An 11,411-nucleotide genomic window follows, 5' to 3' on the forward strand; every position below is an offset into this window, starting at 1 on the left:
ACCCTAGCTCCGCAAATACCACCGGCAGCCAAAAAACTACCTGTCACTCATTTGTTTTATCTCAATTCCTGTTTTTTCAGACGTCTGTAAGATCTCATCAATCATAATAATGAGAATCAAACTTGTTTATCTTTTTGGACTAACGAAATGAAGAAGCACCTGATAACAGTCTTGATTGGCGCTGCATGCGCGATGTCCGCAGGGGCGGCTGAATATCCTATTGGAACCCCTTCCGAACAGAATGGACTGGAAGTGGCGGCAGTGTATCTGCAGCCTGTCGAGATGGATCCGCCAGGCATGATGCGCGACGCTAAAGATTCCGACATCCACCTGGAAGCCGATATTCATGCCACGGCCGACAACAAAAATGGCTTGCCGGAAGGCGCCTGGGCGCCATACCTGGATGTTAAGTACGTCCTGAAAAAGCAGGGCAGCGATAACGTCCAGAAGGGAGATTTAATGCCTATGGTCGCAAACGACGGGCCGCACTATGGCGACAACGTCAAGCTTGAAGGGCCCGGCAAGTATCAATTGACGTTCATTGTCGGTTCGCCCGAGACCAATAAAATGAATCATTTTGGACGCCATGTCGACAAGGAAACGGGCGTGGCACCCTGGTTCAAGCCTTTCGAAGTGCAGTACGAATTTGTCTATGCCGGCACGGGCAAGAAGGGTGGTTACTGATGTCTGGGCTTGGACGTGGCCTGGCGGCGCTCTGCTTGATCGCGGGGCTGCTGGCGCCTGCATTGGCGGCTGACCTGCCTACGTTCAAATTGACTTTCAATACTGACGGCACATTCGAACCGGCTCGGCTCGAGGTGCCAGCGGGGCGTTTCAAGCTGATTCTTATTAATGCAAGCCAAGAGCCGGTCGAGTTCGAAAGCCTGCAATTGCGCAAAGAGAAAGTTTTGGGGCCGGGGGTGACTTCATTCGTTGTGCTGAGTATTTCACGGCCCGGCGAATACCCTTTCTTCGATGACTTCCACCAAGACGCCAAGGGTGTCCTGGTTGTCTTGCCTAAGCCTTAACTTACAGTCGCCCATTATGGAACAAGTCGTTTTTATCGTCTGGCGCGAAAGCGTTGAGGCATTGTTGGTCGTCGGTATTCTATTTACCTGGTTGCGCGCTAGCGCGGCGGGGCGCAAAGGTTTGCCTTGGTTGTGGGCCGGCGTGGCTGCGGGGCTGGCGCTCGCGCTTGCGCTGGCGTTGGTGTTGCTGGGCATTTCTTCCTGGCTATCCGATGAAGGGCAGGAATGGTTCCAGGCGATCATGGCGCTTGCGGCTTGTGCCCTGGTCGTGCAAATGGTGTATTGGATGAAGCGCCATGGGAGCACGCTGAAACTTGAACTGGAAAGCGGTGCCAGTCAGCAATTGGCCAACTCCAATTGGTGGGGGCTGCTGGTTCTGGTCATGATAGCTGTCGCGCGTGAAGGCAGCGAAACCGTCGTTTTCTTGTATGGAACCATTTCGGCTGGTGGCTCAGGACCGGCGGCATGGCAACTGGCGCTGTCCGGCGTGCTGGGTTTTCTCGCGGCGCTTTTTACCTTCTGGTTGCTGCAGTTGGGTGGCAAACTCATTACCTGGCGGCGCTTTTTCAAAGTCACCGAGATTCTACTATTACTGCTGGCCAGCTCCCTGCTGGTCTCCGGTCTGGATCATCTTATTTCCCTGGAAGTGCTTCCTGCGCTTATCGACCCGGTCTGGGACAGCTCATGGTTACTGGATGCCAATGGCGGTGTTGGAAAAATTCTGGCTGACTTCGCAGGCTACCGGGCATTTCCCGCCTTGTCTCAATTATTGATCTGGGCATTGTATTGGCTTGGCGTATGGCGTCTGCTCAAGCATGTCGATGCGTTGGCATCGCCTGCTGCGCCGTCGGCCGCCAGGGCATAGGAGCCTCATCGTGGCAGTGCTACGAAACGGTGCAATAAGATTCGCCGATTTCCTCAGGGATCACGCAGCATGGCTACGCATCATGCAGTGGACGATTGTGGCGGTGTACGTGTTCTTGCTGGTGGTGCCGGCGATGCTGCCGTTGCCAGATCGTACGGCGTCCATTTTCAATAACCTGACGGTATTTGCCCAATTTGCATTCTGGGGAATCTGGTGGCCTTTCGTGCTGGTGTCCATGCCCTTACTGGGCCGTGCATGGTGTGGCTGGTTCTGTCCGGAAGGTATGTTGTCAGAATGGGCCAGTGGACATGGACGGGGCAGGGCCATACCTAAGTGGATGCGCTGGGGGGGCTGGCCCTTTGTCGCTTTTTCCTTGACCACCATTTACGGGCAATTGGTCAGCGTGTATCAATATCCATGGGCCGTGCTGGCGGTGCTCGGTGGGTCCACGGTTGCGGCAATCATGGTGGGCTGGCTATATGGCCGGAATAAGCGGGTGTGGTGCAAGTATCTTTGTCCGGTTAATGGGGTGTTCAACTTGTTGGCGAAACTTGCCCCATGGCACTACAAGGTCGACGAAGACGCGTGGCGCCATCCCGAACGGCGTACCGAAACCATTAACTGTGCGCCGCTCGTGCCTTTGCGGCATATGACGGGGGCTTCGGATTGCCATATGTGCGGCCGATGCAGCGATTATCGCGGCGCCATACAGTTGACGCCGCGCTCTCCGGAAGCCGAAATCGTACACACTGCCAGTGGCGATGGTTGGCAAACGGCGCTTATCGTTTTTGGCCTGATGGGCCTGGCTGTGGGGGCGTTTCTGTGGAGCGCCAGTCCATGGTTTGTTACTGTGAAGCAGGTGGCCGCTACGTGGCTGGTAGAGCACGACACGTACTGGCCGCTAGCTCAAAATGCGCCCTGGTTTTTGTTAACTCATTATCCTGATGTGAATGATAGTTTCAGTTGGCTCGATGGTGGCGTGATCCTGCTATTCATTTTTGGCGCTGCCGCCTGTGTGGGCGGCCCGATATATCTGGGCTTATGGTGTGCCGACCGGATTTTGCCGCTGCCTCATCAACCAGGTGTAAAGAAGGTCACCGGCGCATGGGTGCCAGGTGGTTCCGCGGGCTTGCATAAGATGGCGCTGGGTTTGATACCGGCTGCGGGTATCGGTGTGTTTCTCGGCTTGTCGGCCACTACTGTGACACTGTTGCAGCACGAGGGCGTGCCGCTATTCTGGGTGCCATGGCTGCGTTTCAGTCTACTGGCCTTGGCAATGTGCTGGAGCTTGCGCCTGGTATGGCGATTGACAGGCGAAAGGGCGGGGAGGATGGGGCAACGGATAACGGCCCTGGGCTTTGTCGCCCTTGGAACCCTGCCGTTCTGCCTGGCCTGGGTGTTGTTTTTTGCCGTGTGGTGAACAACGGCGGGCATCTTTACTTCTTGAACGGGCTATGTTCCTGCAGTTCGTTGATATAAGCCTGTACGCCAGGCGTTTCCCTGGAAAGGAATTCGGTGATCGCAGCGGCGTAGCGCTGATCTTGAATCCAGTGGGCCGAACATGTTTGCACTGGTAGCAGGCCACGCGATAGCTTGTGTTCACCTTGTGCTCCACCCTCGAATATCGCTATGCCATGCGCAATACAAAATTCGATGGCCTGGATATAGCAGGTTTCAAAATGCAGCCCCGGTACAAACTCAATGCTTCCCCAGTACCTGCCGTACAAGGTGTTATTACCGCGTATATTCAATGCCGACGCAATCGGCGCACCGTCTTTCTCGGCCAGCACGATCATCATGTTTGCCGCCATGGAGCGGCGCAGTCTTATAAAGAAATCGTGGCTAAGATACGGCGCGTTTCCATGCTCCATATATGTCTGGTAATAGCATTGGTAAAAAAAAGCGAGTGTGTCATCATCGATTTCGTCTCCTTGCAGCCAGCGAAAACTGACATTGGCTTGTAGGGACTTTTTCCTGTCTTGTTTTATCTTTTTTCTTTTCTGTTGATTCAGGCTGGCAAGAAAATCGTCAAGGCTGCGGTAGCCTTGATTGAACCAATGGAATTGGACATTCTCCCGGAATAGAAAGCCCGCTTCTTTTAGCGCCGCTTGGTCGTTCAGGGAAGGAAACAGGATATGCAGTGACGAAATGCCATTGTCACGGGTAATTTCGATCGCCTTGCGTGCCAGCAATACCCGATCTGCATGCGTGGCGGCCAGCAGGCGTGGGCCGGGCACGGGGGTAAACGGAACGGCCGACAACAGCTTCGGGTAATACGCCAGTCCGTGGCGTTCAAATGCCTGGGCCCAGGCGTAGTCGAATACATATTCGCCTCGCGAGTGCGACTTCAGATACAGCGGCATGGCGCCTTGTAAGGCCTCGCCGCGATGCATCAGCAGATAGTGCGGTGCCCAGCCGGTTTCGGCGACCGCGCAGCCCGCCTGATCCAGCGCCAATAGAAATGCATGGCGCAGCAGAGGGTGGTCGCCGGCAAGTTGGTCCCACTGTTCAGCGTTAATATCGGTGAGATGATGGACGAGACTAAACGTTGGTGACAAGGCTATGGCTTTATTGAATTCAAAAAATGGGATGGCTGCGCGGTGCTGCTGGCAAGGGCTACTCGGCTATTGTAGTGTTCCCGGGCGGCGATAATGAGTGGAAAAATTCCCGTTACGGTTATATCAGGATTCCTGGGCAGTGGAAAAACGACTCTGCTTAATCGCCTGCTAAGCGCAAAAGACGTCAGTCCGGCTGATAGTGGGGCTGCTGGACGAACCATTGTGATCGTCAACGAGTTGGGCGCGGTTGGCCTTGACCACCTGCAGGTCAGGCATATTGCCGATAGTGTCGTCTTGCTGGAGTCGGGCTGCATTTGTTGTTCTGTCCGCGGTGCGCTGGTAGATACCTTGCGCGATCTCTTCCTGGATGCTTTACACAAGAAAATCCCATCGTTTTCCCGTGTCATCATAGAGACCACGGGCATCGCTGATCCCGCGCCTGTTATGTATACGCTCAGCTATGAACACTTTCTAAGCGATCGCTATGTCTACGATGGATGCATCTCGGTGATAGACGGTGTTTATGGGGCAGAGCAGTTGCGGCGAGATCCGGTGGCTGTGCAGCAGGCGGTGCTCGCCGACGCGCTGGTCATTAGTAAAACAGATCTGGCCACTGCCCAGGGCATTGCCGCCCTTCAGCAACAGCTAAGTACATTGAATCCCCAAGCCTTGCAGCATTTTGCGGGAGACAGGCCGGGCCTGGCTGATTTATTGCGCTCCAGTTCCTTGCGTACTGGTGTGGCGCAGCCATCGGCTGGTCAGGGGCTTTGGGCTACCGGAGCGGTGCGGCAGCCATTCGCTCATGGCGATGTAAAGACATTCGCGATGACGTGGGGAACGCCTCTGCAGCGCTCGAGTTTTATCAGGGCCATAAGCCGGGTGCAGGCGGATACCAGCTTAGAACTTTTGCGAGTCAAGGGCGTCTTATGGTTTCAGGGCGATGACTCTGCTAGCGCGATCCATGGCGTTCATAACCAGTTGTATCCTGTCGAAGCATTGAATAACGACATCGTTCCAGTACCTGCCGGCGATCAGCGTGAATCTGCTCTGGTATTGATTTTTCGTGGCAATTCAGGCGATCGCCTCGCGGTTGAAATGGCAGATTTATTACCAGGAGGACAGTTGCGATTGTCGTCTAGTCACAACTTTGTGCAGTGAACTATTGCATTGCGTGCTTCCTGGTGGTGTAATGACCTTGTTACTGCCACAGGTCAGGCGCGCTGCTCCAAGCATCGCTGCCCGTTGTCTGCAAGGGTTTTCATTGAATCCCGCGCAAATCGACAATCCCCTGCTGGCTTTGGTCCGCGACACTTATCCGGCCAACGCAATATAAATTGAATAATTTTTAAACAGGCGCCTGAATGTTCCTCAGGTAGTCGCCCGTCTATTGGCGAACTTCCGTTGATGCAACGAAAGCGCTTGAACCACAATATTTCACAGTAGCCAGTCGTCGTCCTTTTGGGGCAACCACCGTGCCATGTTCGCAAGATCAAGGCATAACGGGGGCGGTGTAGGCGCTATGCAATGAAATAAGAGCGATGGCAACTATTTCGTATTTAACTGATCGGCCAAAAACCCGTGTATTCAACATTCGCTCTGTGGCGCCTGTAGCTAGCAGTGCCGTGGTGTCGTTCGCGGTGGCGGTTTGCGCTGCCAGCAACAAAAAGTACGCTGGCCAGGCAAACAAAAAGGGCCAATTGCTTTTAACAATTGGCCCTTCTGGAAAACTGGTTGCGGGGACAGGATTTGAACCTGTGACCTTCGGGTTATGAGCCCGACGAGCTGCCAGACTGCTCCACCCCGCGTCTGGAAAAAGAATAGTAACCCATCCTTTGATTTAGTGCAAATAATGAGGCGAATACGCCCTTAATCGATGACAGAAACTGAGATCATTCGCGTGCTGGAAACTGCGCTTTTATGTGCAGATCAGCCTATGCCTGTAGCTGAATTACGTAAAATGTTTGCTACAGAAGATATTTCAAGCGATGATTTGCGCCGTTACCTGGCGATGTTGCAGCTGGACTGGAACGAGAAAGGACTAGAACTGGCTAATTTGGCGAGTGGCTGGCGGTTTCAAAGCCGTCCCGAAATGCAGCGTTTTCTTGCTCGGCTGAATCCGGAAAAGCCGCCCAGGTATTCGCGTGCCGTATTGGAAACGCTGGCAATCATCGCGTGGCGTCAACCAGTTACTCGTGGTGATATCGAAGACATTCGCGGGGTAACGGTTGCGACGCAGATCGTGCGTACGCTTGAGGATCGCGGGTGGATCGAGGTGCTGGGCTATCGCGATGCGCCGGGGCGACCCGCTCTATTGGGAACGACGCGGCAGTTTCTTGATGACTTGGGCTTGCGAGCCCTGGACGAACTCCCCGCGCTGGAAACGCCGGACGCGGTCGTGGCCCTGGCAGGGTTGGAGCTCGAGGTGACGCCTGAAGATCAGGCAGTGGCCGGGCTTATCCAGCTTGAGGGCGACGGCACAGAAGCAACAGATCAATTAATGACTAATACAACAGACACCCCCGACCAGGCCGAGGCCTCGTCAGACGAACAAATATCTATGGAGTACCTAAAAGAAAATGACTGACACGAATGAATACGGCTCGCCTGCCGGCGATACGTCGGCCCCAGCGGCTTCGGTTGAGGCAAGCGCCGACGAGAAAACGGCTGCGCCGCGTGGCCGGGGTCGTAAATTAAGAACCCCTTTTCGCCGCCGGCGTGGTGACGCGCTAACTGAAAGTCCGGAAGTCCGCGAAGCAACTGAGGCTGCCGATTCGGTCGCGGCCGTTGTTTCCGGCGATACGCCAGCGCAACCCGTAGCTGCCAAGCCGGCGCGTGCGCCGCGTCGCAGCAAGCCTGCGGCGGATGGCGCCGCAGCTGCGCCGGCCGCTCGTGCTCCCCGTAGCCGCAAGCCTGCCAACCCAGATGCGCCAGTTGCGCCGGTCGCGGCGGGCGCTCGAGCGCCGCGTCGCGGCAAGCCCTCCGCGGCAGCGGTAGCCGCGGCCGTTGAGGTCGGAACGGATGTGCCGGCCGGCAATGTGCCTGCGCGCGGCGGCCGCAAGCATAATCAGCCTAATAATGCTGAAAGCGAGAAAGAAGCAGAGCAGGCGTTGGCCTATCTGGACGGCGCGGCGAAAATGAGTCAGCGCTTGGGCAAGTTCCTGAGCAGCGATATGTTGATGCCCAAGTTGCACAAAGTGCTGGCCGATGCCGGCGTGGGATCGCGTCGCGAAATGGAAGAGCTGATCATCGCTGGCCGTGTTTCGGTCAATGGCGAGCCCGCACATATCGGTCAGCGCGTAGGCGCCAACGACCAAGTGCGCGTCAATGGTCGGCCAGTGACAAGGCCCAATGCCTTGAAGCCGCCACGTGTCATCCTGTATCACAAGCCGGCAGGCGAAATCGTCAGTCACGATGACCCTGAAGGCCGCGCGACCGTATTCGCCCGTCTGCCTAAAATGCGCGTAGGCAAGTGGCTGTCGGTAGGGCGTCTGGATTTAAACACCGAAGGCTTGCTGATTTTGACCACCTCCGGCGACTTGGCTAACCGCCTGACGCACCCGCGCTATGGCGCCGAACGAGAGTACGCCGTCCGTGTCCTGGGCGAGCTTGGCCAAGAGCAGCAAGATAGTCTGCTGAAGGGTATTCAGCTGGAAGACGGTATGGCGCAGTTTGGCATGCTGGAGTACCTGGGTGGCGAGGGCAGCAATCGCTGGTATCGGGTGACCTTGAAAGAAGGGCGTAATCGCGAGGTCCGCCGCATGTTCGAGGCGGCCGGAGTCACCGTCAGCCGTCTTATCCGTACTCGTTTTGGCGATGTGGTTTTGCCGCGCAATTTGCGTCGCGGCCGCTGGGAAGAATTGGACGAGTCCATCGTGACAGCGTTGATGTTGCAGTTGGGCTTGTTGCGGGACGAGGACTCCGATGGCCGGCCTGGCGCCGGTGGTCGGGCTGAGCGCCAGCCGATTTCGCACGATAGTGCTTTGCCTCCCGGGTATGGCACTATGGAACGCAATGGCATGAACGGCGCCAAGGTCAGCCGCGGCGGCAAATTGTCGGGTGGGCGTCCGCAGCGCGGCTCGACAGCGCAAACTTATCCCTCGGATCCCTATGGCACTGGGCTGACTTTCAGCGGCGGATTGGCCAATGGCCATCCTGGTGGTGGTGGGACGGGCGGGCGGTCCAAGACCGGCGGAAAAGGCAGGAAGCCGGCTGGGCAGGGCCAGGCTGGTGGGCCCAAAGGCGAAGCCGGCGCGGCAGCGGATACCCGCCGACGCGGTCCTGGCGCTCGGGCTGGTTCGTCGGCCGGGCCCCGTCCTCCTCGAGGGGATGCCAAGCCGGCCAAAGCGGCAGGGTCGGGACGCAAGGGACCGGGTGCCGGCAAGCCGGCGACTGGCCGTTCCCGGGGGCCGTCATCGCCTCGCGGTGATGACTGGCAACCTCGTGGCGCCTCGGCCCACGAGTCCCACTTAGGCAAGCTTGGCGGTCGGGGCCGTTAGGCAGGCAAGAGGCCTGTAACGGCAACTGTGAATTTCCGTTACAAGCCCTGATTGACTGTCTTAGTCGCCCAAGCTATTGCAAAAAGTGTTGCTTTTAAAGGTAAGTTCTAGTGATAGCAGGAAAATTTCTGATTTTCTGTTAGAATGTAGGGCTTTACAGCTATATTGTTTTAGGCCATGTGGCCTTCGCGTTTTGCAAAATGCAAAACGGTGGCGCCCAAGGGTTGGCCCTGTTGTTACGGGCATTGACAATATAGCGGCACATTTTCGGATGCGTTCATGGTTGCTTAAAGGCGCAAACGTCTTTGGCCAGCTCTGGGGCGTGGTTACAGTGGGCTGGTTTATACAGCCCATTTTTTTTGGATTTTATGGCAGATATATTCGCTTTAACACAAGAGGCTTTGGCCGGTATGGATATCGAGCTTGTCGATGTGGAACGCGCCCCGCTGGGGCTTTTGCGCGTTACTATCGATCGCCCCGAAGGTGTGCGAATCGAAGACTGCGAACAAGTTTCAAAACAGCTGTCCCGGGTGTTTGAAGTAGAGAACGTTGAATACAAGCGTCTGGAAGTCGGTTCGCCTGGCATTGATCGTCCTTTAAAACGGCATGCCGACTTCATTCGGTTTGCCAACGAACGCATCGAAATCAGGCTGCGCGAGGCTGTAGATAACCGCAAGGTATATGCAGGCCTGCTCCGCGTTCCCGATAATGCGATTACTGATACGTCCGCCGCTCCTGTGTTCGGTCTTGAGCTCGAAGCAAACAAATCTGGCGAAGCCCAGGTTGTCAATTTCACGCTCGACGACATTGATCGGGCCAAGCTGGATCCCATTATTGATTTCAAGGGTAAGAAGCGATGAGTCGCGAAATTCTTTTACTGGTTGACGCCTTAGCGCGTGAAAAAAACGTAGCGCGTGAAGTGGTTTTCGAAGCACTCGAGAACGCTTTGGCATCTGCCATGAAAAAGCGCTTCAAGGAAGACGCCGATATCCGTGTGTCTATTGATCGCACCACTGGCGAGCACGAAGGTTTTCGCCGCTGGCTGGTAGTTCCTGACGATGCCGGCCTGCAAGAGCCGGATCAGCAAGAGCTTTATTCCGAGGCGCAGGAAATCGTACCCGGAATCGAGGTCGGCGACTATATCGAAGATGCGCTGGAACCTATCGAGTTCGGCCGTATCGGAGCCCAGGCTGCCAAGCAAGCTATTTTGCAAAAGATACGCGACGCCGAGCGCGAGCAGGTACTGAATGATTTCCTTGAGCGTGGGGAAAACATCATATCGGGCACCGTCAAGCGCATGGATAAGGGCGATGCCATTATCGAAACCGGTAAAATCGAAGCGCGCTTGCCTCGTACTGAAATGATTCCGAAAGAAAATATCCGGGTTGGCGATCGCATTCGCTCCTGGGTACTGAAAGTCGACCATACAGCCCGTGGCCAGCAGGTTATTCTGTCTCGCACAGCGCCGGAATTCATCCGTCAGTTGTTCGAAAATGAAGTGCCTGAAATCGAGCAAGGGCTGCTGGAAATCAAGGCCGCCGCCCGCGATGCCGGCGTGCGTGCCAAGATCGCGGTTATCGCCTACGATAAACGCATTGATCCTATCGGTACTTGTGTAGGTATGCGCGGTTCGCGCGTTACCGCAGTACGCAATGAATTAGGCGGCGAGCAAGTCGATATCGTATTATGGGCAGAAGACCCCGCTGAATTCGTTATTGGCGCCCTGGCGCCAGCACATGTCGAATCGATTGTTGTTGACGAAGACAAACATGCCATGGACGTTGTCGTCGATGCTGAAAATCTTCCCAAGGCCATCGGCGCGCGCGGTCAAAACGTTCGCCTGGCTTCTGAATTGACTGGCTGGCAGATCAACATCATGACGCCGGAAGAAAACCAGAATCGCCAGGAAGAAGAGCGCAGCGTTTTGCGCAAGGCGTTCACCAGCAAGCTTGATGTCGATGAAGAAGTGGCCGATATCCTGATTGATGAAGGCTTTACCGGCCTGGAAGAAATCGCTTACGTGCCTTTGCAGGAATTGCTTGAAATCGAAGCATTCGACGAAGATACGATTAACGAACTCCGCACCCGCGCCCGCAATGCGCTTCTTACCGAGGCAATCGCCCAGGAAGAGCGCGTACAAACAGCGCAGGATTTAATGGAAGTACAAGGGATTACCCCCGAACTGGTTGCCAAGCTGGCCGAAAAAGAGGTGTTAAACCTCGATGATCTGGCCGAATTGTCAACCGATGAGCTGTCGGAAATGACCGGTTTGACCGAGGACGAGGCTAGTCAAATGATTATGCGCGCTCGGGCCCACTGGTTTAACGACGAAGCCTGATACCCAGGCTTGATGAGTCAGGGTGTATTTATTGAAAAATAGTTGTAGTGAGCAAGAGAGAGTCGAATGCTGAGTAACACCGTCGCCCAGTTCGCTGTTGAACTGAAAATGCCTGCGAACGTACTG

At 55.6% G+C, this 11,411-nt stretch carries 11 protein-coding genes and 1 tRNA gene; 10 read left to right on the forward strand and 2 right to left on the reverse strand.

Going from position 1 to position 11,411, the window contains the following annotated elements; translation table 11 throughout:
- Positions 1–147 precede the first annotated feature (147 nt).
- Genes ABWO67_RS16275 through ABWO67_RS16290 form a run of 4 tightly spaced genes read left to right on the forward strand, consistent with a single transcriptional unit; the run spans position 148 to position 3,313 of the window.
- Positions 148–684, forward strand: a complete 537-nt coding sequence (locus tag ABWO67_RS16275) for an iron transporter (RefSeq protein WP_353153405.1) — start codon at positions 148–150, stop codon at positions 682–684.
- Positions 684–1,028 (forward strand): cupredoxin domain-containing protein, encoded by a 345-nt coding sequence (locus ABWO67_RS16280; RefSeq protein WP_353153407.1) that lies wholly within the window; start codon positions 684–686, stop codon positions 1,026–1,028. Before ABWO67_RS16275 ends, ABWO67_RS16280 begins: the two co-directional genes overlap by 1 nt.
- Positions 1,029–1,044: 16 nt before the next feature.
- Positions 1,045–1,893, forward strand: a complete 849-nt coding sequence (locus ABWO67_RS16285) for an FTR1 family iron permease (RefSeq protein ID WP_353153409.1) — start codon at positions 1,045–1,047, stop codon at positions 1,891–1,893.
- 7 nt (positions 1,894–1,900) lie between these two features.
- Positions 1,901–3,313 carry a 4Fe-4S binding protein gene (locus ABWO67_RS16290; RefSeq protein WP_502930034.1) on the forward strand — a complete coding sequence of 471 codons (1,413 nt, stop codon included), beginning with the start codon at positions 1,901–1,903 and terminating at the stop codon, positions 3,311–3,313.
- A gap of 16 nt (positions 3,314–3,329) precedes the next feature.
- On the opposite strand, the gene ABWO67_RS16295 is transcribed toward ABWO67_RS16290, so the two are convergent.
- Positions 3,330–4,451 (reverse strand): GNAT family N-acetyltransferase, encoded by a 1,122-nt coding sequence (locus ABWO67_RS16295; RefSeq protein ID WP_353153411.1) that lies wholly within the window; start codon positions 4,449–4,451, stop codon positions 3,330–3,332.
- A 93-nt stretch (positions 4,452–4,544) separates the two neighbouring features.
- Here ABWO67_RS16295 and ABWO67_RS16300 point away from each other — a divergent pair, with 93 nt between their 5' ends.
- Both ABWO67_RS16300 and ABWO67_RS16305 read left to right on the forward strand, forming a co-directional pair.
- Positions 4,545–5,609: a CobW family GTP-binding protein gene (locus tag ABWO67_RS16300; RefSeq protein ID WP_353153413.1), complete on the forward strand. Its 1,065-nt coding sequence runs from the start codon at positions 4,545–4,547 to the stop codon at positions 5,607–5,609.
- A gap of 31 nt (positions 5,610–5,640) precedes the next feature.
- A complete protein-coding gene (locus ABWO67_RS16305; RefSeq protein ID WP_353153415.1) occupies positions 5,641–5,784 on the forward strand; it encodes a hypothetical protein in 144 nt (47 codons plus the stop codon).
- Between the two features lie 395 nt (positions 5,785–6,179).
- On the opposite strand, the gene ABWO67_RS16310 is transcribed toward ABWO67_RS16305, so the two are convergent.
- A tRNA-Met gene (locus ABWO67_RS16310) sits at positions 6,180–6,256 on the reverse strand.
- A gap of 152 nt (positions 6,257–6,408) precedes the next feature.
- On the opposite strand from ABWO67_RS16310, the gene scpB reads away from it, so the two are divergent.
- The 4 genes from scpB to nusA all read left to right on the forward strand — a co-directional run bounded on the left by scpB (position 6,409) and on the right by nusA (position 11,285).
- Positions 6,409–7,035, forward strand: a complete 627-nt coding sequence (scpB, locus tag ABWO67_RS16315) for an SMC-Scp complex subunit ScpB (protein ID WP_502930033.1) — start codon at positions 6,409–6,411, stop codon at positions 7,033–7,035.
- On the forward strand, positions 7,028–8,947 hold the full coding sequence (locus tag ABWO67_RS16320) for a pseudouridine synthase (protein WP_353153417.1): 1,920 nt from the start codon (positions 7,028–7,030) through the stop codon (positions 8,945–8,947). Before scpB ends, ABWO67_RS16320 begins: the two co-directional genes overlap by 8 nt.
- Before the next feature lie 368 nt (positions 8,948–9,315).
- On the forward strand, positions 9,316–9,807 hold the full coding sequence (rimP, locus tag ABWO67_RS16325) for a ribosome maturation factor RimP (RefSeq protein WP_353153419.1): 492 nt from the start codon (positions 9,316–9,318) through the stop codon (positions 9,805–9,807).
- Positions 9,804–11,285, forward strand: coding sequence for a transcription termination factor NusA (gene nusA / locus ABWO67_RS16330; RefSeq protein ID WP_353153421.1), 1,482 nt, complete (start codon positions 9,804–9,806; stop codon positions 11,283–11,285). Before rimP ends, nusA begins: the two co-directional genes overlap by 4 nt.
- Positions 11,286–11,411: the final 126 nt, after the last annotated feature.

It is taken from the genome of Pollutimonas bauzanensis (assembly GCF_040393045.1).
Classification (GTDB): domain Bacteria; phylum Pseudomonadota; class Gammaproteobacteria; order Burkholderiales; family Burkholderiaceae_B; genus Pollutimonas; species Pollutimonas bauzanensis_A.

Bases quoted from the DNA above. Each gene is read 5' to 3' on its own strand.
- ABWO67_RS16275 (WP_353153405.1), top strand. From the start codon at position 148: ATGAAGAAGCACCTGATAACAGTCTTGATTGGCGCTGCATGCGCGATG.
- ABWO67_RS16280 (WP_353153407.1), top strand. From the start codon at position 684: ATGTCTGGGCTTGGACGTGGCCTGGCGGCGCTCTGCTTGATCGCGGGG.
- ABWO67_RS16285 (WP_353153409.1), top strand. From the start codon at position 1,045: ATGGAACAAGTCGTTTTTATCGTCTGGCGCGAAAGCGTTGAGGCATTG.
- ABWO67_RS16300 (WP_353153413.1), top strand. From the start codon at position 4,545: ATGAGTGGAAAAATTCCCGTTACGGTTATATCAGGATTCCTGGGCAGT.
- ABWO67_RS16305 (WP_353153415.1), top strand. From the start codon at position 5,641: ATGACCTTGTTACTGCCACAGGTCAGGCGCGCTGCTCCAAGCATCGCT.
- scpB (WP_502930033.1), top strand. From the start codon at position 6,409: ATGTTTGCTACAGAAGATATTTCAAGCGATGATTTGCGCCGTTACCTG.
- ABWO67_RS16320 (WP_353153417.1), top strand. From the start codon at position 7,028: ATGACTGACACGAATGAATACGGCTCGCCTGCCGGCGATACGTCGGCC.
- rimP (WP_353153419.1), top strand. From the start codon at position 9,316: ATGGCAGATATATTCGCTTTAACACAAGAGGCTTTGGCCGGTATGGAT.
- nusA (WP_353153421.1), top strand. From the start codon at position 9,804: ATGAGTCGCGAAATTCTTTTACTGGTTGACGCCTTAGCGCGTGAAAAA.